Here is a 22,838-nt window from a genome sequence, read left to right as displayed (position 1 = left end):
TGCCTCCATTATTTCGATTTTGCGGCCAGTGTAGCAAACCACGGAGCGATGAAATCATCCGTCTGGCCCCAGCCCGGAATGATCTTACCGAGGCTGGCGACATTGACCGGACCTGGCTGGCTTGCCAGCAACGCCTGTGGAATAGTGGCGGCGCTAAATTCGTAGGTGGCAGGCGTCGGCTCGCCGGCGATTTTGTTAGCGACCAGTCGCAGGTTCACTTTACCGATCAGTTTCGGGTCCACCGCGACGCTGACTTTCCACGGGCTTGAGGCTTCGCGCATCAACTGCAGATCCTGATTGGAGATGTCGATGCTGTAGAGTTTGATCTCCGTGCGGCCGTTCTCTTTCAGTGCTTTATAAGCGCCCTGACTGAAAGCATCCCAGGTGCCCCAAATAGCATCAATCTTCCCGCGCGGGTATTTCGCCAATACCGCGCCGACTTTGTTGGCGGTATCGCCCTGCACGTCGGAGGAGACGGCGCCGATGGATTCCAGCTCTTTAATGCCTGGATTGGCTTTCAGCAGTTGCTGGTAGGCCGCCTGACGGCGTTCCATCGGCGGGAACCCGGCGACCCACAGCTTGATGATATTGGCTTTGCCGTTGAAATCTTTCACCAACTGGCCGAAAGAGGCTTTGGTCAGCGAGGCGTCGTCCTGTTGGGTGACGGTCACACCGGGAATATCCCGGTTCACCGCGGTGTCGAATACCGAGACTTTGATGCCGCTATCAACGATGCGCTGCAGCAGCTCGGTAGAGTATGGGTCGCGTCCCTGAGACAGAATAATGCCGTCGTATTTCTGGCTGATGGCCTGGTTGACGAAGTCCTGGAAGCGAGCGTCGTCGCCGTTGCTTAGAAATGTGCTGACTTTGAAGCCGAGTTTTTTCCCTTCTTCCAGCACGCCGGATACGAACTGGGTGGTGTTGTCATCGGAGCCCAGATTACGGATGACGGCGATACGCACCGGACCGCTATGGTTAGCCAGCGAGGCAGGCAGCGGAGCGAGAGTGGGGGTATTTTCTGCCAACGCAGGCAGCGCGATCGTCATGCTTAATGCCACGAGTGCGGCGTGAAACGTCTTCATCTGAGGCTCCTTGGTGGGGAAATCGTGTTGCCAGTTTATGGATATCTTTATGTCTGGATGTCTATTTGCGTGATGGGGCATCATAGCGACAACGACGAAAGGAGCAAAGCGCCCGGTTATGTTTTTTGGTTTTATCTTATAACGTGTTGTTCGCCACCTTGTAGAGCCGGGATTGGCGGGAACGGATAATACGGGAAAGGGGGAACGTGCGGCTCCCGCTCGGCGCAGCGGGAGCGCGACGGACGTTTATTCAGCGAAGAAAGAAACGCCCTGACCGACGTTGCAACGGTAGCTCAGCGTAGTGCCGCGCTGTTGCAGACTGGGCAGATCGTACATATAGGTCGTGAAGTTGACGATGTTGTCCGGCAGCACCTGATAGCGCATAAATTGCTGAATGGGTTTGCCGTCGTTCGCCACCGTAAAGTGTTCATCGCTGAACGACAGAGCCCCGTCGCCGGTCAAGCGATAGGCCTGAATGCGCAGGCCGCCTCGGGTCTGGCTGGCGACGGCGCCATTCTGCGGCGTACACTGCGAAAGGTCGATATTGACGGCCACTTCGCTTCCCTGATTCAGCGCGTTGATGATAGTGGATTGGCTGGTCAGCGGTCTGGCTGCGCAGGCGCTAGCGGCGACGGTGAGTAAGGATACGGTTAAAAACAGCGGGGTCATGCGAGACATAAACGTCCTCCGTGATGTGAGTAAAATCCCTGCCAATCTGGTTGGCTCAAAAAGCATAGCCGCATCTGGCGGCACCGTCCTAGATCTTTAACGCGTTCGTGTTGAAGATGCTAACAAAAATCATTTAAATACAGCGTCTTATGACTCATCAAAAAACTAGATCAGGAATTCTCCGAACCTCGTTTATCCGCCGGACATGTCTCGAAGATGCCATCAGCGTTGGTAGACCGGCTAAAACCGCGGTGAGGGTTAAGGGAGCAATGTGCAGCGGTAAGCAGGGAAACGCAGGCCGCGGGGATGTTCAAGCGAAGGGGAAAATCGAGCGAGAGGAGGATAAAAGCAGGCTGAGCCGAAGCCCAGCCTGACAGGCGTTATTTCACCAACATACCCGGCTGCGCGCCGCTGTCCGGGCTCAGCAGGAAGATGTCTTTTCCGCCGGGACCCGCCGCCATCACCATGCCTTCGGACATACCGAAACGCATTTTACGCGGCGCGAGGTTGGCGACCATGATGGTCAGGCGGCCTTCCAGCTGGCTTGGGTCCGGATAGGCTGCGCGGATCCCCGAGAAGACCTGACGCGTTTCGCCGCCCAGATCCAAAGACAGACGCAGCAGCTTGTCCGAACCTTCCACCAGTTCCGCTTTCTGAATCAGCGCGATACGCATATCGACCTTATCGAAATCGTTGAACGTGATGGTGTCCTGAATCGGATTGTCCGCCAGCGGNCCGCTGACCGGCGCCGCGGCGGCGATGTCCTGCTTAGAGGCTTCAATCATGGCTTCGATATTCTTCGGATCGATACGGTTGAACAGCGCCTTGAACGGATTGATTTGGTGGCCCAGCAGCGGCTGAGTCATCGCATCCCACTGTAGATCCGTATTCAGGAACGCTTCGGCACGCTCAGACAGCGACGGCAGCACCGGTTTAAGGTAGGTCATTAACACGCGGAACAGGTTGATGCCCATAGAGCAAATTGCGTGCAGATCGGCGTCGCGACCTTCTTCCTTCGCCACGATCCACGGGGCCTGTTCGTCCACATAGCGGTTGGCGAGATCGGCCAGCGCCATAATTTCACGAATAGCTTTGCCGGATTCACGGCTGCTGAACGCGTCGGCAATGCTGTCAGCCGCGTCGGTGAAGGTCTTGTACAGCGCCGGGTCGGCCAGCGTATCGGCCAACTTGCCATCGAAACGCTTGTTGATGAAGCCCGCATTGCGTGAGGCCAGGTTGACGACTTTATTGACGATGTCGGCGTTCACGCGCTGCACGAAGTCTTCCAGGTTAAGGTCGATATCGTCGATGCGGGAAGAGAGCTTGGCCGCGTAGTAGTAACGCAGGCAGTCGGCGTCCAAGTGCTTCAGATAGGTATCTGCTTTGATAAAGGTGCCGCGAGATTTAGACATCTTCGCGCCGTTAACCGTCACATAGCCGTGGACGAACAGGTTGGTCGGTTTGCGGAAGTTGCTGCCTTCCAGCATCGCGGGCCAGAACAGGCTGTGGAAATAGACGATATCCTTGCCGATGAAATGGTACAGGTCGGCGTCGGAGTCTTTGCGCCAGTAGTCGTCGAAATTCAGATCGTCGCGCTTGTCGCACAGGTTCTTGAATGAACCCATGTAGCCGATCGGCGCATCCAGCCAGACGTAAAAATATTTACCCGGCGCATCCGGCACTTCGAAGCCGAAATATGGCGCGTCGCGGCTGATGTCCCACTGCTGGAGACCAGACTCGAACCACTCCTGCATTTTGTTCGCGACCTGATCCTGCAGAGCGCCGGAACGGGTCCAGGCTTGCAGCATGTCGCTGAAAGCGGGCAGATCAAAGAAGAAGTGTTCGCTGTCGCGCATCACCGGCGTCGCGCCGGAAATCGCCGATTTCGGATCGATCAGTTCGGTCGGGGTATAGGTGGCGCCGCAGACTTCACAGTTGTCGCCGTACTGATCCGGCGATTGACATTTCGGGCAGGTTCCCTTCACAAAGCGGTCCGGCAGGAACATGCTTTTTTCCGGGTCGAACAGCTGGGAGATCGTGCGGCTCTTGATGTAGCCGTTTTCTTTCAGACGGCCATAAATCAGCGTGGACAGCTCGCGGTTTTCTTCGCTGTGCGTGGAGTGATAGTTGTCGTAGCTGATGTTGAAGCCCGCGAAATCCTGCTGATGCTCCTGACTGACGGCCGCAATCATCTCCTCCGGCGCAATCCCTAGCTGCTGAGCCTTCAGCATGATAGGCGTGCCGTGGGCGTCATCCGCACAGATGAAATTAACCTGGTTGCCGCGCATTCGCTGATAACGAACCCAGATATCCGCCTGAACGTGTTCAAGCATGTGGCCAAGGTGGATAGGACCGTTAGCATAAGGCAGCGCGCATGTGACCAGAATTTTCTTTGCGACTTGAGTCATAGTGGGGAACTTGCTTGTTATTGAATGAATGAGAAGGAGCCACGATGTTAACCGATAGCGGCGCGGCGCGTAAACCTGTTCTGGAGGCGGCCTCGCGGTCGCGGGAGAATGAAAAAAGGCGTCCGGATGCTGTCTGAAAAGACTTTGTTGCGTGGCGGTACGCCGGTTCGCGGCGTTCTGTTATGCTTAAAGCCGTGTTCTGATTAATGACAAAAATTTCAAGGAGCCGGGATGAACGATAGCCTCCCCGGGCACAGCCCTGACGCGCTGCACGAGACCGTGAGCCGCGTTCTTGCCGCCTTTAAACACCCGACGTTGAACAAAGATCTGATAGCGCTCAACGCGCTGCATCACTGCGCGCTGCTGGATGACGTGCTGCACATCGAACTCATTATGCCGTTTGTCTGGCTGAGCGGCCTTGAGGTCCTGAAGGAGTCGGTCAGCGATGAGCTACTGCGTCTTACCGGCGCGAAAAGCGTTGAATGGCGGTTGACGCACACGGTCGCCACGATGAGCCGAGCGAACAATCAGCCCGGAATCAAAGGGGTGAAAAACATCGTTGCGGTCAGCTCCGGCAAAGGCGGCGTCGGCAAGTCCAGCACCGCCGTGAATCTGGCGCTGGCGCTGGCGGCGGAGGGGGCGAACGTCGGGATCCTCGATGCGGATATCTATGGTCCTTCGATTCCCACCATGTTGGGGACGACTCATGAACGACCGACTTCGCCGGACGGCGAGCATATGGCGCCGATCGCGGCGCACGGCATCGCCTCCAATTCCATCGGTTATCTGGTGACGGACGACAATGCGATGGTGTGGCGGGGGCCGATGGCCAGCAAGGCGCTGCTGCAACTGCTGCAAGATACGCTATGGCCTGACCTCGACTATCTGGTGCTGGATATGCCGCCGGGCACGGGCGATATTCAGCTGACGCTGGCGCAGAACGTGCCGGTAACCGGCGCGGTGGTCGTCACCACGCCGCAGGACATCGCGCTGGTAGACGCGATGAAAGGCATCGCCATGTTCGAGAAGGTGAAAGTGCCGGTTCTGGGCATCGTGGAAAACATGAGCGTGCACATCTGTAGCCACTGCGGCCATCTGGAGCCTATTTTCGGTACGGGCGGCGCGCAGAAGCTGGCGGAAAAATATCACTGTGCGCTGCTGGGGCAACTCCCTCTGCACATGTCTTTGCGGGAAGATCTGGACCGTGGCGAACCGACCGTGGTCAGCCAGCCCGACAGCGAGTTTACCTCGCTCTATCGCGAGCTGGCCGGGCGAGTCGCCGCGCAGCTGTATTGGCAAGGCCAAGTGATCCCCACGGAAATCGCGTTTCGCGCGCTATAACGCTCCATTCCTGTTCGCGTCCTGCTCGGACGCGAACTCCCCTCCCGCTTAGTGCTGGCGTGAGAGCGGCTAACTCCCTATAATTGCGGCGTTCAGACACCCTTAGCGGTGTGTCCCTTCTTTTTTTTTCGTAAACCAGGTCTTTATTGCCATGACTGACAAGTCTCACCAGTGTGTCATTATCGGGATTGCCGGAGCCTCAGCATCCGGTAAAAGTCTCATAGCCAGTACCCTTTACCGTGAGTTGCGTGAACAGGTGGGCGATGAACATATTGGTGTCATTCCGGAAGACTGCTATTACAAGGATCAAACCCATCTGACGATGGAAGAGCGGGTGAAAACCAACTATGACCATCCCAGCGCCATGGACCACAATTTGCTGTTACAGCATCTGAGAATGTTGAAGTGCGGTGAGGAAATCGCGCTGCCGCAGTACAGCTACGTGGAGCACACCCGCCTGGAAGAAACGAAGCGTCTCGAACCGAAGAAAGTCATTATTCTGGAGGGCATTCTGTTGCTGACCGATGCCCGCCTGAGGGGCGAGCTTAACTTTTCCATCTTTGTCGATACGCCGCTGGATATTTGTTTGCTGCGCCGTATGCGTCGCGACGTCAACGATCGCGGTCGTTCGATGGATTCCGTGATGGCGCAGTATCAGAAAACCGTCCGTCCGATGTTTTTACAATTCATTGAACCGTCTAAACAATATGCGGACATCATCGTGCCGCGCGGTGGTAAAAACCGCATCGCCATCGATATTCTGAAGGCGAAAATCAGTCAGTTCTTTGAATAAACAGTTACGTGCAGGCGCTGCCGCCCCTGGTGACACAGAGTCGACGGCAGCGGATTTGCCTGTCTAAATCCTGAGCGGAGAAAATGATGAGACTGTGCGACCGCGACATTGAAAATTGGCTGGATGACGGCCGTCTGGTGATTACGCCACGCCCCCCCGTCGAACGTATCAGCGGCGCGACGGTCGATGTGCGTTTGGGAAATCAATTCCGCGTATTCCGCGGTCATACCGCCGCTTATATCGACCTGAGCGGGCCGAAAGACGAAGTCAGCGCGGCGCTCGATCGCGTGATGAGCGACGAAATCAATCTGCCGGAAGGCGAAGCCTTTTTCCTGCATCCGGGAGAACTGGCGCTGGCGGTGACGCTGGAGTCGGTGACGCTGCCGGACAATCTGGTAGGCTGGCTGGATGGCCGTTCTTCGCTGGCGCGGCTGGGACTGATGGTGCATGTGACCGCACACCGCATCGACCCAGGCTGGCAAGGACGGATTGTGCTGGAGTTTTATAATTCAGGGAAGCTGCCGTTGGCGCTGCGACCAGGCATGATGATCGGCGCGCTCAGCTTCGAACCGCTGTCAGGCCCGGCGGCTCGGCCTTATAACCGACGTCAGGACGCTAAATACAAAGATCAGCAGGGCGCGGTGGCTAGCCGAATCGACGAAGACTAAGCCACAGACGCCGCCGCCCGATGCAGCCCGAATATCAATGAGGATGGCATGAAAAGNCTCTTTACCGCGCTGGTTATTCTGCTAGTGGTTCTGGCCGCTGGTATGAGTGCGTTGGTCGTGCTCATCAACCCGAATGATTTCCGCGGCTACATGACTCGTCAGGTGGCGGCCAGAAGCGGCTATCAACTGACGTTGGACGGCGATCTGCGCTGGCACGTCTGGCCGCAACTGAGCATCTTGTCCGGCGGCATGTCGCTAAGCGCGCCGGGCGCGCAGGCGCCTATCGTCAGTGCCGAAAACATGCGTCTGGACGTCAGGCTTTGGCCTTTGCTGTCCCATCGTCTGGAAGTGAAGCAGGTGATGCTGAAAGGGGCGGTGCTTCGGCTCACCCCGGAAAGTCAGCCGAAAAAAACCAACCAGCCGATTGCACCGCCGGGGGGGGCTGAACCGGACATCGGCAGCGGCTGGCGTTTTGATATCGGGCGTATTGAGGTGGCAGACAGCCTGTTGATCCTACAGCAGCAGGACGGTGAACAGCTCAATTTGCGTGACATCAACCTGAGTATGACGCGCAGCGGGCCGAATGAGGCGCAGGTAACGCTTTCGACCCGCATCAACCGCGNCCAGCGCGATCTCTCCCTTTCTGGCTCGTCCGTGCTGGACATGCGCGAGTTTCCTCAACGCGTCCGCGCCCGCATCGATCGTTTAGATTATCAGCTACAAGGCGCTGGACTGCCCGCAAGCGGTATCACCGGCAGCGGTTCTATGCAGGTGGCTTATCAACGTCAGCCGGAAAAGATCACCGTCAGTCAGTTTGCTCTGAGCGCCAACCAAAGCCAATTGAGCGGAACGGCCGCCTTCACCTCGGGTAGCGTGCCTGATTACACGCTCGACCTGCGTTCGGGACTGCTGGATCTGGACACGTTGCTGGGACTGGCGAAGGGCGAGGACGAGGCCGTCAGCGTGAAAAAAGCGCCTGCCGTGAAGCCGGTCATCTCCAACGATATCCCGCTACAGCAGTCGAATAACGGGCTGCGCAATTTCACCTCGCATATCGCCTTGCAAGCCGATGCCCTCATCTTCCGCGGCGTCAAGATGAACCAATTCAGCCTGCGCGGCGTCAACCAGCGGGGCAAAGTGACGATTGACGAACTGAGCGGCCGAGTAGGCGAAGGCCGCTTCTCACTGCCGGGAACGTTGGACATCGATGCCTCGCCGGCCATCAACACGCAACCTGACCTGGAGAATATCGAGTTAACCGATTTGATGCGGGTGCTGACGCTGCCGGAAACGCTGACCGGCTCCTTTACCATGCAGGGTAAATTTAGCGGAGACAACCTGACCGTGTCGGCAATGCTGTCACAATGGCAGGGCAACGCGGCGTTGCAGGCAAGCAGACTGCGACTGTATGGACTCAACATTCCACGCATGATCCAGCAGGCGGTGGAACGCAACAGCAACGGGGTTCGGGGACAAAGCGGCGACGAGCACTTCACCGAGATGCAACAGGNCACCGGGCAGGCCCGCCTCAATGCCGGGAAACTGCGGATGTACAATCTGAACGGGCGTTCGCAAATTCTGGCGGTTGGCGGCGAAGGGGTGCTGGATCTGCCTGCGCAGAGCTGCGACATTAACCTCAGTGTGCAGGTCATCGATGGTTGGCAGGGCAATGATCGCGTGGTCCAGCTGCTGAAAAATGCTCGGATTCCTTTCCGACTGTATGGTCCCTTCAACAACCTGAACTACCAGTTACCGATCGATCAGATGTTGCGTAAGCGGCTGCAGGATGAACTTAAGCAGCAGATCAACGACTGGACGAAAAAGAATCAGGCTAACTGATGCGCGTGAGGCCAGCCGGTGACGGCGTGGCCTCCACGTTTTCCCCTTTCCTTAGTCGCCCCAATCATGTGCCATACGGATGGCGCGCCGCTCAATGAGCGACGCGGGCTGAGACTTCGATTAGACCTCGTATTCCATTTCGTCTTCGTTCTGAGGGATCACCAGCACCTTGATAATGCGATGGCTCTCGACGGACAACACCCGGAACAACACGTTGTCGATACGTACCTCGTCGCCTTCTGCCGGTATTTTTTGCGTATGTTCCATCAGCAGGCCCGCCAGCGTGTGGAACTCGCGCTTTTCTTCCAGTTTCAGCGGGACATACATCAGTAAATCTTCGACCGGCAGATAGCCGTTGGCGATGAGCGTCCCGTCCTCGTTCATCTGAATATCGTGGCGAGCGTCCAGCTCTTCCCCTTCGAGCGGCAGGTTGCCTGCAATGGTCTCCATCACGTCGCTCAGGGTCACGATACCCTCGACCGAGCCGAATTCATCCACGATAAACGCGAAATGCGTATGCGCTTCGCGGAATTGTTCCAGCGCAGACAGTAGCGAGAGCTGCTCCGGGAAGACCAGCGGCTGGCGAATGAGCGCCCGCAGATCCAGCGGCTGACTATTGAGCTGCTGGCGCAGCAGCTCGATCACATGAACGACGCCGAGCGGTTCATCCGACACATTACTGTCGGTCACGACCAGACGGGTATGCGAATTTTTTTCCATCAGGGCAGGGAGGTTTTCGGGCGCGGTGTTGATATCGATGTTTTCGATATCATGACGGGAAGTCATGATGCTACCGACAGAGCGTTGTGACATCCCGAGTACGCGCTCGATCATCCGCTGTTCTTGCTGGTTGAAGACCTGCTGACCGTCGGCATCGGCGCTATCGGTATTTGTCGAGGTTTCTCTATCGCCGTCTTCCTGCTCGCCGCGCAGGAGTTTGAGTACGGCTTCGGCCGTACGCTGGCGAAGCGGCATGGCGGAGGAGAGGAAACGGCGTCGATTAAACATCGCCACCTGATTTAGCATCTCTATCGTGACGGAGAAGCCGATAGCCGCGTAGAGGTAACCTTTGGGGATGTAGTAGCCGAACGCTTCCGCCACCAGGCTGAAACCAATCATCAAAAGGAAGCTCAGGCAGAGGATAACGATGGTGGGGTGGGCGCTGACGAACCGTGTTAGCGGCTTACTGGCCAGCAGCATTAGGCCGATGGCGATGGTCACTGCGGCCATCATGACCAATAAATGGTCAGTCATACCGACGGCGGTGATCACCGAGTCCAACGAGAAGATCGCGTCCAGAACAACAATTTGCGCGACCACAGGCCAGAAGCGCGCCCCTTTGCGCTGATTCTGCTGATTCTCGTCCTTGCCCTCAAGTCGTTCGTTCAGCTCCATTGTTCCTTTAAAGAGTAGGAATAGGCCGCCGATCAGCACGATGAGATCCCGCGCGCTGAACTCCTGTCCCAGCATGGAGAACAACGGCGAGGTCAAGGTGACCAGCCAGGAGAGGGAAGAAAGCAAGACGAACCGCATCAGTAGCGCTAATGACAAGCCGACGACCCGTGCGCGATCCCTTAATTTTTCAGGCAGTTTTTCAGCAAGAATTGCGATGAACACCAGATTATCAATGCCCAACACCAGCTCCAGCACCACTAATGTGGCCAGACCGGCCCAGATTGTTGGATCGACCATCCATTCCATATTCGGAGATTACCTCTTTTAACATCATGCATTTAATAACCGGATAGGTTATCAGGACACACCCCATGCCACCAGACATTGTGCCTTTGCAGGCTAATTCATCACGCATGCAAGGCGTGGTTATAGGAATATACCTAGGGGAAAGAAAAACCGAAGGTGCTATCTTCCGGTAATAAATATTATTTAAGGATTTATTTAGTTATGGCTAATAAACCCGCCTCTATCAAGCTTGAATACGGACTTAATATTGTGTTTTTGAATCGAATCCGGAGGGGCTGTCAAAAATAGCGAGGGACGTTATAGCCATTATCCGAAAGTGGCTTTGTCGTCAATATTCACCTTGTCATTAGGAATTATTTTTCCCTATGCTTTCGGAGCGTGAATAAGCGTTATTTATTCGTAATTCGAAGTCTACTTTTGGGTGTTTTTCCTATTGATTTTCCAGATAGCACACAGAATTCATGTTTGCCTTAAAAAATGAACGGTTTTTAGCGGATTGGTTGCTGCAAGCCAAGGGCGGTAGCGTACTTAAACGTGACAAGTTAATTAACCTTCGCCGGTAACTTTAATGACTTTTTAAAGACTGTCATTGAGGTGTTCTCATGTTTTGTTCGGGTTGTGAGTAGGTATCTCTTCACAGAGAGCCATCAAGCACAACCTTATTAGGGTTAATAACAGAGTGGGAACACATTTGATGATAAAAAGAAGGAAAGTCATGTTTTGGGCAGGAATATGCCGTAATCTGATATTTTCCAACCTTAACGCTAATAAAACTTTCTTATTTCACAAACATGAAAGTTTTTCCTTATAACTGGTGCGCCCTTTACTTCCATTATTGAAAAGCGATGGCATAACAGGATGATAAACCTAAAAATGAGATTGGTTCCGCTACTTGTTTCGACGATATTACTGGGAGGGTGTACGGTTATTCCGGGTTCGCACCTCTCGATCTCCGATAAAGAAGTGGTGGAACAGCCGGATGACGATTTTAATATCAGCAAACTGGTGAACGTATACCCCATTACCCCTTCATTAATTGACCGTCTTCGGACCAAGCCTGTGATTGCACAGTCGAACCCGCGTCTGGAACAAGAGCTGCAAAGTTACGAATATCGCATCGGCGTGGGCGATGTCCTGATGGTGACGGTCTGGGATCATCCTGAACTGACGACCCCGGCGGGGACGTATCGCAGCGCCAGCGATACCGGCAACTGGGTTCACTCTGACGGCACCATCTTCTACCCGTATATCGGCAAGGTTAAAGTCGCGGGTAAGACGGTGAGCGAGGTTCGCGGCGAGATCATGCGCCGACTGGCGCAGTACATTGAATCGCCGCAGGTTGAAGTCAGCATTGCGGCGTTCCGTTCGCAGAAAGCCTACGTGACGGGTGAGGTGGCCAAGTCCGGTCAGCAGGCGATCACCAATGTGCCGCTGACCATACTCGACGCTATCAACAGCGCGGGCGGGCTAACCACCAACGCCGACTGGCGGAACCTGATTCTGACCCATAACGGGAAAGACGAACGGATTTCGTTGCAGGCGTTGATGCAGAACGGCGACCTGTCTCAGAACCGCTTGTTGTATCCAGGCGACATACTGTTTATCCCGCGCGACGACGATTTGAAAATCTTCGTGATGGGAGAAGTCAACAAACAGACCACGCTGAAAATGGACCGCAGCGGCATGACGCTGACCGAAGCGTTGGGCAATGCGGAAGGGATGAATCAATCCTTTGCCGACGCGACCGGGGTGTTCGTCATCCGTCCGTTACATGGTACCCAGGGGCCGAAGCTGGCGAACATTTATCAGTTGAATACCTCGGATGCGACTTCGCTGGTGATGGGATCAGAATTCAAATTGCAACCTTACGATGTGGTATATGTGACGACCGCGCCGGTGGCTCGCTGGAATCGTCTGATCACACAGCTGGTGCCGACGATTGGCGGGTTCAACGACCTCAGCGAAGGTTCATTGCGTATCCGTAACTGGCCGTAGGAGTGGGGGAGCGATGTTTAATTCCATTCTCGTGGTTTGTGTCGGCAACATATGTCGCTCTCCGACCGGAGAGCGACTGTTGAAGCATGCGCTGCCGGGGAAGACTGTGGCCTCGGCGGGGTTGGGGGCGCTGGTCGGCAACCCCGCCGACAAAATGGCAAATGAAGTCGCGGCCCAGCATGGTTTGTCGCTGGAGGGGCATCGCGCTCGCCAGCTCACGGGCGCACTATGCCGTCAGTTTGACCTGATTCTGGTGATGGAGAAGGGTCATATCGATGCTGTCGGCCGCCTTGCGCCGGAAGTGAGAGGGAAAACCATGCTGTTCGGCCATTGGTTGAACCAGCAGGAAATAGACGACCCCTACCGTAGAAGTCGTGAAACGTTTGAAATGGTATACACCCAATTAGAACAGTCTGCCCATCAATGGGCGCAGGCACTGAGCCGTTAACCTGCAGGGATTAAGATGTCAGAGAAAATTGCCGTGAAAACATCTGAAATTGATAAATCAGACGATGTCGATTTGGGCCGTTTACTGGGAACAATGCTGGATAACCGCTGGCTTATTATCAGCGTCACCACCATTTTTACTGTTCTCGGCATTCTCTATGTATTAATGGCGACGCCTATTTATCGCGCCGATGCGTTGATTCAGGTGGAACAGGATGCGGGGGACAGCCTCTTAAAAGATGTCTCCAGCATGTTGCCTGACGCCAAGCCGCAATCTGCCGCCGAGATTGAATTAATCAAATCCCGTATGGTGATTGGAAAAACCGTTCAAGATTTATCTTTGGACACGGAGGTGGAGCAAAAGTATTTCCCGGGCATCGGTAAAGGCGTTGCGCGGATCATTAATCAAAAACCCGGCAATATCGCCATTTCCCGCTTGCAAGTTCCCGGCATATTAATGAACAAAATGCTGACGTTGGAAGTTTTAGCCGGCGGACGTTATCGCCTGACCGACAGCGACGGCCGTGTGGATATGACGGGAAAAGTCGGACAGCTGGAAAGTCGCGATAGGATTTCTATTCTGGTGAGCGATATTGAAGCGCCGGAAGGAACGGAATTCAACGTGCGCAAACTGGACGAGCTGACGGCAATTAATAAAACGCTGAACGCGATGTCGGTGGCGGATAAAGGCAAAGATACCGGCGTATTATCGTTGACGCTGGAAGGCGTTAATCCGGAGAAGACTCAAAAGATTCTGGACAGCATCGCCAATAATTATCTACAGCAGAATGTTGAACGTAAATCGGCGGAAGCGGCGAAAAGTCTGGAATTTCTGAAAGGGCAGTTACCCATCGTGCGGACCTCGTTGGATGAGGCGGAGAACAAGCTGAATCTGTTCCGCCAACAGAATGACTCGGTGGATCTCTCGCTGGAAGCGAAGTCCGTGCTGGATACGATTGTGGGCGTGGAATCTCAGTTGAACGAGCTTACCTTCAAAGAGGCGGAAATTTCCAAGCTCTACACCAAGGAGCATCCGGCGTACCGCGCCCTGATGGAAAAACGCAAANCGCTGGAAGACGAGCGGGACAAGCTGAACAAACGCGTCAACAGCATGCCGAAGACGCAACAGGAAATTCTGCGGTTGACGCGTGACGTCAACGTCGGACAGGAAGTTTATGTCCAACTGATGAACAAGCAGCAGGAGCTGAGCATCAACAAGGCCAGCACCGTCGGCAACGTGCGAATCATCGACTCTGCGATGGTGGAAATGAGTCCGGTGAAACCGAAGAAAGCGCTGATGGTATTGCTGTCTGTCATCCTCGGCAGCATGGTGTCCGTCGCTTTCGTCGTGCTTAAAACCGTACTGCATAAAGGGATCGAAAACCCTGAACAGTTGGAGGCGCTGGGCGTCAACGTATACGCCAGCGTGCCACTGTCTGAATGGCAGCAGAAGAAAGATCGCGAAATGGCCGTCAGACATAAACGGGGCAGCCCAACGGTGCCTGCTCTGTTGGCGATGGGCAATCCGACCGATCTGGCTATCGAGGCGATCCGGAGCCTGCGCACCAGCTTGCACTTCGCCATGATGGAAGCGAAGAATAATGTACTGATGATTTCCGGCGCCAGCCCCGGGATCGGCAAGTCCTTCATCAGCGCCAACCTCGGCGCCGTCATCGCCCAGTCCGGTCAGCGCGTTCTGGTGGTGGACTGCGATATGCGTAAAGGTTATGCCCACCAATTGATGGGGACGAGCGGCGATAAAGGGTTGTCGGACATTCTGTCTGGACAGCTTGCCGCTGAAACCACGGTGCGTCAGACGGCGCAGGAAAATCTGAGCTTTATTCCGCGCGGGCAGATCCCGCCAAACCCGTCGGAACTGCTAATGCACAACAACTTCTCTCGTTTTCTGGGGTGGGCGAGCGAAAACTTCGACATTGTGCTGCTGGATACGCCGCCGATCCTGGCCGTGACCGACGCGGCGATCATCAGCCGTCAGGTGGGCACGTCGCTGCTGGTGGCACGCTTCCTGGTGAACACGCCGAAAGAGATCGAAGTCAGCATCCGTCGCTTCGAACAGAATGGCGCAGAGATCAAAGGCGTGATCTTGAATGCCGTCGTAAAACGCGCGGCCAGCTACTACGGAGATGGCAGTTACCACTACTACGCGTATGAATATAAGTCGGATAAGTAACGACCGCTGATTCATCGCTGGGCGTATCTTCGACGTCGAATGGCCTGGAAGTCTCGTATCCAAGGACTTCCAGGCCTCACTCCCGCGATATCGTCGTCCGACGTCTGCCATCCACCTATCTGTAGTTCATTTTATTTAGAGCGTACTCGCTAATGTCTATTGCAATCGAAAGTAACGCCCCGGTAGTGAAATCTAGGGAAGGTGCTCTGACATCGACATTGCGTTGGCTGATCGCTGCCTTGTTTGTCGCTACGCCGCTGAATCCTTATATCAGTGACATGACCGTGTATTTGTGGCTGCCACTGGTGTTTTTAGATTTTCACTTTCTCGCGTTACTTAAAAAGGTCAATTTAAAACCCACGCTGTTCATTCTGCTCTTTCTGAGCTTCTGTCTGCTGATTGGACGAATTGATATCGCGGTTAAAGGCGCCGCCATTAGCCTTGGCGTGATTTACCTGATCAAAGTGGGTAGGCCGATCGTCGATAAGATTTTTGTCTGCCTGATTTTTTCGGCGCTGTGGTGCGTGCTGCAATTTATCGCTTTTCAGTTTGGGCAAGAGTATTCCGCCATGCTTGGCCCCAGCGCAATATCGACCCTCCTGTGGGGAGCCTACGCGACGGAGACATACACTAACCAATATGTCGTGTTCTTTCTGCCGCGTATGTCGGGGTTATCCCGAGAGGCTGGCTTTTTCGTGTCGCTTTTNCTGATTACCTTCATTATCAGGGCAAGAGATAAAAAGCTGACGAAAAAAGAGATACTGATTTTCATTCTGGCCTTTATGTTCAGCCTGTCCAAAGTCTCTCTGGTGTTGTTTATCTTCTTGTTCCTGTATTTGCTGCGGCACTACATTCGTAAAATACCCGTCAACATCACGATTATTGCGTTCATATTTCTATCCGTGTGCCTGGCTAACTACCTGAATGTGGGGTCGCCGGATTACTTTTACGATCATGAATCCTTCGCTCATCGTTTTTCGCCGTCTTATTTATTAACGGATATGAAGCTACCGAACCTGCTGTTTGGTTGTGACAGAGAGTATCAGTGTTTCAACACCAGCCAGCCGATCATTGGTTTCTTTGAGCCTAAAGGATTGAAACCCAATATTGGGCTGTCGGGCATTTTGGTGGAAATGGGCCTATTTGGACTGGCGACTTTATTTCTGGCTTCGGTCTTATTGAAGTTGGATAGCTATGACATGGGGATCCTGATCTGTTTTACACAGACCGTCACGCTCTTCACCGTCGATAGCTTCATTATCCTCACGTACTACTACATCATCACGAACAAACAATATCGTTAGGGATGATATCGATAACTTCAACCAGACAATCAAGGTGATTATGTGATTTTCGTCAATGCCAGGTTTCTGACTCAAGATATTACCGGGGTGCAGCGCTTTGCAGAAGAACTGAGCCTGTCTCTGAATACGATGAGAGATGACGTGGTGTTCCTGTCACCGCGCAATATAGCGAGACAGGATGTCGCTAAACAGCTCAACGTCAAAATCATCGGTAAAAACAGCGGCCATATCTGGGAGCAATACGATCTCCCCAACTATCTCAAGCGGAACGGTTCGCCTTTATTAATTAATTTGTGTAGTACAGCACCCGTTTTTTATAAAAACAAAATTGTGACACACCATGATGTCACGTATAAACGCTATCCGCAGAGCTACTCCAAAAAATTCAGGCTGCTGTATAACACCTTAGTTCCGCTGATGATTAAAAATTCTCATAAGTTGATCACCGTGAGCGAATTCTCGAAGCTGGAACTGGGAAAACACTATCACATCGATCCTCATAAAATCGCCGTGGTTTACAATGCGGTCAGCGGTAAATTCAACGGAAACGGCAAAGTCAGCGCCGAAGATAGTCGCGACGCCTATTTGCTGGCCGTATCGTCGCCGAATTATCACAAGAACTTCCATAGTCTGATCGAAGCATTCAGCCAGCTGGACAATAAAGACATTACGTTGAAAGTGGTTGGCGGCGGCTCAGGGAGTTTTAAAAAACAGAGTTATCTGCAAGATCTCGACGAACGCCGTATTCAATTCGTCGGCCGCGTCAGCGATGACGATTTGCTGGCGCTCTATCGCAACGCCACGGCCTTTATTTTCCCATCGCTGTATGAAGGCTTCGGCATTCCCCCGCTGGAAGCTCAGGCGTGCGGCTGTCCGGTGATTTCCTCTAACGCAGCGTCGATGCCGGAAGTGTTAGGCGACAGCGCGACGTTTTTTTCACCGCTAAATATTGAGGATATGGGTGAAAAGATCACTTCGGTGATTTCTGATCCTGATTTGAGGAGTTCTCTTATTCAAAAGGGATATGAAAATATAGAAAGATTCTCCTGGAATAAATCCGCAGAACAACTCAGTCATATTATTGATGGCGTTTTAGTTAAACGCTGATTATTTTTTATTTTTAGGGAGATGAATATGTCAGATAACTACAAAGTAGGGATCGTGACGGACTGGCTGGTGACCTATGCAGGCGCAGAGAAAGTGCTCAAAGAAATGCTGGCAGTTTATCCCAAAGCAGAACTTTACTCAGTCATCGATTTTTTTGATGAAAAAAGCCGTGAGTTAATTGCCAATAAACAGGCGACGACCACCTTTATTCAAAAGTTTCCCAAGGCCAAAAAAAGCTATCAGAAATATCTGCCTTTTATGCCGTTGGCGATTGAGCAATTAGACGTTTCGGGTTATGACGTCGTTTTATCCAGCAGCCATGCGGTGGCGAAAGGAGTTATTACCGGGCCGGATCAATTACATATTAGTTATGTGCATTCACCTATGCGCTACGCTTGGGATTTACAGCATCAATATCTTAAAGAGACCGGACTGAATAAAGGGATGAAAGGTTTTATCGCCAAAGTCCTATTGCACAAGCTGCGGCTTTGGGATTACCGTACTGCCAACGGCGTAGACCACTTTGTGGCGAACTCTCAATTTATCGCCCGAAGAATAAATAAAATCTATCGCCGTGAAGCTGATGTGATTTATCCGCCGGTCGATATTTCAAGCTTTGAGTTCTCCGAAAAGAAAGAAGAATTCTATTTAACGGCGTCTCGACTGGTTCCTTATAAAAAAGTGGACCTGATCGTGGAAGCGTTTGCAAATATGCCAGACAAAAAATTACTGGTAATTGGCGACGGTTCCGATATGGAGAAAATCAAATCCCTGGCGAAACCGAATATTGAACTGCTCGGTTATCAGAGCGATGCCGCCCTCATTGACTACATGCAGCGCGCGAAGGCGTTTGTTTTCGCGGCGGAAGAAGATTTTGGTATTTCACCCGTCGAAGCTCAGGCTTGTGGCACGCCGGTGATTGCTTTCGGAAAAGGCGGTGCGTTAGAAACCGTGCGTCCGTTAGGGGTAGATAAACCGACAGGCCTGTTCTTCGAACAGCAAACGGTGGCCTCGCTGTGCCAGGCTGTGAACGATTTTGAACAATTGGATGGGGAATTACTTGCGGAGGATTGCCGGGAAAATGCCTTGCGGTTTTCCGTGAATCGGTTTCAGCTTGAATTTGATAACTATGTAAAAAATAAATGGGAGCTTTTTGACGAGAGCAAAAAGATTATTTATTGAGACTGACTCATCAAACTAAATCTATATGAGAAAAATGATGTTAAAAGAACCAGGTAACATCGTCTATACAAACGCCTCCATGATATCCATGTTGCAGCGTTTTACCGATATAGTAACCATATTGCTGAGTACATTTCTTGTCTCTTTTTTTGTCAACGGTGAGATTGATCTTCAGCATTGGTTGCTTGCCTTTATTAGTCTTTCTATTTTTCAATTATTTGGGGGGATTACTGATTTCTATCGTTCATGGCGGGGCGTCAGTTTCCGACGCGAAATCAAACTACTGATGCGCAACTGGGTGCTGAGCGTTATTTTCAGCGCCGGAATACTGTCTATTTTCCCCACCAAGTTCATAGGCTTTTACTATCATGCGCTGTGGCTCAGTATTTCGCTGATTTCCTTTATCTCGTCGCGTTTGTTAATTCGAGTCGCGGTCAGATACCTGCGTCAGCTTGGTTACAATACGCGCCGGGTGGTGATTATCGGCGACTCGATGGCGGGTCTGCACATGATTGAAAGCATTCTCCGGGCGCCGTGGCTGGGATTGAACATGATCGGCTACTNCCTGCCGGAAAAAGACGCGGTGGCGGAGTCCTATGAAGCCGCCAACGTCCGAAAGCTCGGCGGCGTTGATGAACTGATCAAGAGCGCCAAGCGGGGCGAGATCGATAAGGTCTATATCGCTTTGCCGATGAAAGACTCCGAGCTTATCGACACCATTTTGCAGGAGCTTTCGGATACCACCTGCACCGTCTTGCTGATCCCGGACATTCTCATGTTCAGCATGTTGCAGTCACGCAGTGAAATGATAAATGGAATCCCCGTTATCTCTCTTTACGATACGCCGATGAGTGGTCTTAACGTCCTTATCAAGCGAATCGAAGATATTGTCATCGCCTCGATAATCCTATTGCTGATTTCACCGCTGATGATCCTGATTTCAATTGCCGTGAAGGTCACGTCGCCAGGACCGGTGATCTTCCGCCAGAAACGCTACGGCATTGACGGCAAGCCGATTGAGATCTGGAAATTCCGCAGCATGAGCGTGATGGAAAATGGCNACAAGGTGATTCAAGCCACGAAAGGGGATGCGCGTATCACGCCGGTCGGTGCGTTCTTACGCCGTACCTCGTTGGATGAACTGCCGCAGTTCTTCAACGTCATCCTGGGCGATATGTCCATCGTTGGTCCTCGTCCCCATGCCGTTGCGCACAACGAGCAATACCGGAAATTGATCAAGGGCTACATGCTGCGCCATAAGATGAAACCCGGCATTACCGGCTGGGCCCAGATTAACGGTTGGCGCGGAGAAACTGAAACTCTCGACAAGATGGAGAAACGGGTGGAGTTCGACCTCAGCTACATCCAGAACTGGACGCTGTGGCTGGACATCAAAATCATCTTCCTGACCATCTTTAAAGGCTTCGTCAATAAATCAGCCTATTAATCAGACCGAACGGATGCGGCATTGACCGCACCGTCGCCTGTCTCTGTTAACGAATAATAGAAGCAAGCGCCGGACAGCGAGACACGGCTGTTGTTGTCCGGTTCTGCCTGACGGAGACGGAATCGCTTTGTCCAACAGCGTCGTGGTTGCAAGACGTTTGGCGTTATTCAAGCACGCAACATGACTCAACCTTGTCCGGTTGAAGGGAGATAGAGTCAGAAGTCAGGCTCTGTGCTGTTATTCATAATCAATAAAGAAAAAACGCTATGGGACTAATTTCTAACACAAAGTGGGTTGGGTTTTCGCAAGGGTTCAAGATCGTCGTCCAGCTATTGAATATCGTGGTATTAGCCCGGATGATCCCACCGCAGGAGTACGGCCTGATGGCGATGGCGTTAGTCGTCGTCAACCTGGCGACGCTGGTCCGTGATTTGGGGACATCTGCCGCCATCATTCAACGTAAAGAGTTGCAGGACAAGACCATCAATGCCGTGTTCTGGCTGAACATCTTTATGGGACTGGGCGTCTGCCTGGTGGTGGTGCTGATGTCTCCGGTGGTGTCGATCTTCTTCAATCAGGACAAGCTGGTGCTGATCCTGTGCCTACTGTCGCTGAGTTTCCCGCTGGGAAGCAGCTCCGCCGCGCATTTGGCCCTGTTGGAGCGCCAGTCGCAGTTCAAGAAAGTGGCCTTCATTGAGATCACTTCGTCGCTGTTTTCATTCGCCGTCGCCGTCACGCTGGCGGTGATGGGGTATGGCGTCATGAGTCTGGTCGCTCAGGTCATCGTGCTGAATGTAATGTCGACGATTCAGCTCTGGCTGGCGTCTTCCTGGCGTCCCTCATTCGCTCATCTCTGGGATCAGGCCGAGTTGAAAAGTATCTTCGGGTTCAGCGCCAACCTCACGGCGTTCAACTTCATCAACTACTTTTCCCGCAACGCGGACAGCATGATCATCGGTCACTACTTTTCCTCGCTGATATTGGGCGCTTATTCGTTGGCCTATCGCATCATGCTGTTTCCCCTGCAAAGCCTGACGTTCGTCGCGTCGCGCGCGCTGTTCCCCGNGCTGAGCCGCTATCAGGACGAGCCGGAGAAAATACGCGAAGTCTACTACAACGTTCTCTACTACATCCTGCTGCTCGTGGTTCCTCTGATGATGGGGATTGCGATATTGAGTAAGGAGTTCGTGCTCATCGTCTTCGGCGACAAATGGGCGTTGACCGCCACGATTTTGGTCTGGCTGGCGCCGACGGCGATTATTCAGTCCATTCTCAGCACGTCCGGCACCTTGTTTATGTCGAAAGGGCGGACAGACACCCTGATGATACTGGGGGTGCTTGGCGCCATTCTGCAAGTGTCCGCGTTCATGATCGGGTCTCGGTATGACATCGTCACCTTCTCCCAGCTTTACTTCATCGCCAACATTCTCAACTTCATCCCGGTCATCGTTTGCGTGAGACCGCTGATTGGCTTCTCCGTCGTGGCCTTTTTCAAACGCATCCTGCCGGTTCTGGCATCAGGCGCTTTGATGGTGGGGCTGGTGTATTGGGTCAAAACCGCGCTGGGTCAATCTTTGACCACGGAATGGGTGCTGGCGATTTCTATCCTCTGCGGGATAGCGAGTTACTCCGTCGCCATGCTGCTGGTGGATAAATCGTTGCGCACAACGATAGCCGGGATCGTGCAGAGAAAGAAAAAGGCGCTGATATAACGCTGTTTTACAGGGAAATCATAACGCTGATGTCTTGGCATGAAAGAACGCATCCGGTTCTTTATATTTAATGAATTCATCGAGGTGGATCGAATATGAGTCCTTTGGTTTCTGTTTACATACCAACCTATAATCGCTCTTCTTTAGTTAAGCGCGCGGTTGAGTCCGTCAAAAATCAAACCTATAAAAATATCGAAGTGATCGTCGTCGATGACGGTTCCAGCGATGATACCGAAGAGGTCGTCAAGTCCCTGGTCGGCGGCGATACCGTTGTCAGGTTCTACAAAAATGAAAATACCAAAGGCGCCTGCGGTTGCCGAAATACGGCCATCAAATATGCGCAGGGCGAGTACATTACCGGGCTGGATGACGACGACGAATTTACGCCGGACAGAGTCGAAACCTTCGTGACGTTCTTCGAAAAAAACCGCTATCCCTACATCTCGTCCGGCATTGTATTCCGGGGGGACAAAGGCGACTTCATCGAGTTCGACAAAGCGGGCGTGATTACGCTAGATGACCTCTGCCAGTCTAATGTAATCGGCAACCAGGTGTTTACCACCACCGAGAATATGCGTGAGATCGGCGGGTTCGACAACGCCTCGCCGGCGTGGCAGGACTACGACACCTGGCTGCGTCTGGCGGCGAAGTTCGGCAACGGGTATCGCATCGGCGGGGCCACCTATATTCAGTATCTTGACCACGGCTTCAATCGCATCACCAAATCTAAAAAGCTCAAAAACGGCTATGAATTCTTCATCAACAAGCATGCGGCGCTGTTGAATGAGAAGGCGATCAAGACGCTGTACTTCCAATACAAACTGGCGGCTGAAGAGAAGTTGAGCTTCTCCGAACTGCTGACGCTGACAGATACGCGCGTCTTTTTAGGCGCCACCAAGTATTACCTGAAAGGTCTGCTGCACAAATAACCGTTCGCGGTGAGTAGGCAACA

Annotated in this window: 16 protein-coding genes; 12 read left to right on the top strand and 4 right to left on the bottom strand. The window is 53.0% G+C overall.

Annotated features, from left to right (window positions below; genetic code table 11):
* Positions 1–8: 8 nt before the first annotated feature.
* The 3 genes from RZ35_RS09900 to metG form a co-directional block, all read right to left on the bottom strand.
* On the bottom strand, positions 9–1,082 hold the full coding sequence (locus tag RZ35_RS09900; protein ID WP_026743161.1) for a sugar ABC transporter substrate-binding protein: 1,074 nt from the start codon (positions 1,080–1,082) through the stop codon (positions 9–11).
* Between the two features lie 246 nt (positions 1,083–1,328).
* Positions 1,329–1,760, bottom strand: coding sequence for a VirK family protein (locus RZ35_RS09895; protein ID WP_026743160.1), 432 nt, complete (start codon positions 1,758–1,760; stop codon positions 1,329–1,331).
* 371 nt (positions 1,761–2,131) lie between these two features.
* The gene (gene metG, locus RZ35_RS09890; RefSeq protein WP_026743159.1) at positions 2,132–4,159 is read right to left on the bottom strand and encodes a methionine--tRNA ligase; all 2,028 of its coding nucleotides are present in this window, start codon (positions 4,157–4,159) and stop codon (positions 2,132–2,134) included.
* Positions 4,160–4,390: 231 nt separating this feature from the next.
* On the opposite strand from metG, the gene apbC reads away from it, so the two are divergent.
* The 4 genes from apbC (at position 4,391) to asmA (ending at position 8,800) form a co-directional block, all read left to right on the top strand.
* On the top strand, positions 4,391–5,500 hold the full coding sequence (apbC, locus tag RZ35_RS09885; RefSeq protein WP_026743158.1) for an iron-sulfur cluster carrier protein ApbC: 1,110 nt from the start codon (positions 4,391–4,393) through the stop codon (positions 5,498–5,500).
* Positions 5,501–5,651: 151 nt separating this feature from the next.
* On the top strand, positions 5,652–6,293 hold the full coding sequence (gene udk, locus RZ35_RS09880) for a uridine kinase (RefSeq protein ID WP_026740947.1): 642 nt from the start codon (positions 5,652–5,654) through the stop codon (positions 6,291–6,293).
* An 86-nt stretch (positions 6,294–6,379) separates the two neighbouring features.
* Positions 6,380–6,961 (top strand): dCTP deaminase, encoded by a 582-nt coding sequence (gene dcd, locus RZ35_RS09875; RefSeq protein ID WP_026740948.1) that lies wholly within the window; start codon positions 6,380–6,382, stop codon positions 6,959–6,961.
* 48 nt (positions 6,962–7,009) lie between these two features.
* Entirely contained in the window at positions 7,010–8,800 is a 1,791-nt protein-coding gene (asmA, locus tag RZ35_RS09870) for an outer membrane assembly protein AsmA (RefSeq protein ID WP_026743157.1), read from the top strand.
* 120 nt (positions 8,801–8,920) lie between these two features.
* On the opposite strand, the gene RZ35_RS09865 is transcribed toward asmA, so the two are convergent.
* The gene (locus RZ35_RS09865) at positions 8,921–10,501 is read right to left on the bottom strand and encodes a TerC family protein (RefSeq protein ID WP_026743156.1); all 1,581 of its coding nucleotides are present in this window, start codon (positions 10,499–10,501) and stop codon (positions 8,921–8,923) included.
* Positions 10,502–11,359: 858 nt separating this feature from the next.
* On the opposite strand from RZ35_RS09865, the gene RZ35_RS09860 reads away from it, so the two are divergent.
* The 8 genes from RZ35_RS09860 to RZ35_RS09820 all read left to right on the top strand — a co-directional run bounded on the left by RZ35_RS09860 (position 11,360) and on the right by RZ35_RS09820 (position 22,815).
* Positions 11,360–12,496 carry a polysaccharide export protein gene (locus tag RZ35_RS09860; protein WP_026743155.1) on the top strand — a complete coding sequence of 379 codons (1,137 nt, stop codon included), beginning with the start codon at positions 11,360–11,362 and terminating at the stop codon, positions 12,494–12,496.
* Positions 12,497–12,509: 13 nt separating this feature from the next.
* Complete coding sequence (locus tag RZ35_RS09855) at positions 12,510–12,944, top strand: arsenate reductase/protein-tyrosine-phosphatase family protein (RefSeq protein ID WP_026743154.1); 435 nt, start codon at positions 12,510–12,512, stop codon at positions 12,942–12,944.
* A gap of 15 nt (positions 12,945–12,959) precedes the next feature.
* Entirely contained in the window at positions 12,960–15,134 is a 2,175-nt protein-coding gene (gene wzc, locus RZ35_RS09850) for a tyrosine-protein kinase Wzc (protein ID WP_026743153.1), read from the top strand.
* 1,346 nt (positions 15,135–16,480) lie between these two features.
* Positions 16,481–17,545 carry a glycosyltransferase family 4 protein gene (locus tag RZ35_RS09840; RefSeq protein ID WP_026743151.1) on the top strand — a complete coding sequence of 355 codons (1,065 nt, stop codon included), beginning with the start codon at positions 16,481–16,483 and terminating at the stop codon, positions 17,543–17,545.
* 27 nt (positions 17,546–17,572) lie between these two features.
* Positions 17,573–18,727: a glycosyltransferase family 4 protein gene (locus tag RZ35_RS09835; RefSeq protein ID WP_026743150.1), complete on the top strand. Its 1,155-nt coding sequence runs from the start codon at positions 17,573–17,575 to the stop codon at positions 18,725–18,727.
* A 37-nt stretch (positions 18,728–18,764) separates the two neighbouring features.
* Complete coding sequence (wcaJ, locus tag RZ35_RS09830; RefSeq protein WP_026743149.1) at positions 18,765–20,174, top strand: undecaprenyl-phosphate glucose phosphotransferase; 1,410 nt, start codon at positions 18,765–18,767, stop codon at positions 20,172–20,174.
* Positions 20,175–20,440: 266 nt separating this feature from the next.
* Positions 20,441–21,886 (top strand): MOP flippase family protein, encoded by a 1,446-nt coding sequence (locus RZ35_RS09825; RefSeq protein WP_036153096.1) that lies wholly within the window; start codon positions 20,441–20,443, stop codon positions 21,884–21,886.
* A gap of 95 nt (positions 21,887–21,981) precedes the next feature.
* Entirely contained in the window at positions 21,982–22,815 is an 834-nt protein-coding gene (locus tag RZ35_RS09820; protein WP_051625542.1) for a glycosyltransferase, read from the top strand.
* The last annotated feature ends 23 nt before the right edge of the window (positions 22,816–22,838 follow it).

This window comes from Lonsdalea quercina subsp. quercina (genome assembly GCF_000688655.1).
Classification (GTDB): domain Bacteria; phylum Pseudomonadota; class Gammaproteobacteria; order Enterobacterales; family Enterobacteriaceae; genus Lonsdalea; species Lonsdalea quercina.
This window is presented reverse-complemented; position numbering and strand designations above follow the sequence as displayed.

Coding starts and splice junctions, on each gene's coding strand:
- RZ35_RS09835 (WP_026743150.1), top strand. CDS start 17,573: ATGTCAGATAACTACAAAGTAGGGATCGTGACGGACTGGCTGGTGACC.
- RZ35_RS09865 (WP_026743156.1), bottom strand. CDS start 10,501: ATGGAATGGATGGTCGATCCAACAATCTGGGCCGGTCTGGCCACATTA.
- RZ35_RS09895 (WP_026743160.1), bottom strand. CDS start 1,760: ATGTCTCGCATGACCCCGCTGTTTTTAACCGTATCCTTACTCACCGTC.
- dcd (WP_026740948.1), top strand. CDS start 6,380: ATGAGACTGTGCGACCGCGACATTGAAAATTGGCTGGATGACGGCCGT.
- RZ35_RS09900 (WP_026743161.1), bottom strand. CDS start 1,082: ATGAAGACGTTTCACGCCGCACTCGTGGCATTAAGCATGACGATCGCG.
- udk (WP_026740947.1), top strand. CDS start 5,652: ATGACTGACAAGTCTCACCAGTGTGTCATTATCGGGATTGCCGGAGCC.
- RZ35_RS09820 (WP_051625542.1), top strand. CDS start 21,982: ATGAGTCCTTTGGTTTCTGTTTACATACCAACCTATAATCGCTCTTCT.
- RZ35_RS09860 (WP_026743155.1), top strand. CDS start 11,360: ATGATAAACCTAAAAATGAGATTGGTTCCGCTACTTGTTTCGACGATA.
- apbC (WP_026743158.1), top strand. CDS start 4,391: ATGAACGATAGCCTCCCCGGGCACAGCCCTGACGCGCTGCACGAGACC.
- RZ35_RS09855 (WP_026743154.1), top strand. CDS start 12,510: ATGTTTAATTCCATTCTCGTGGTTTGTGTCGGCAACATATGTCGCTCT.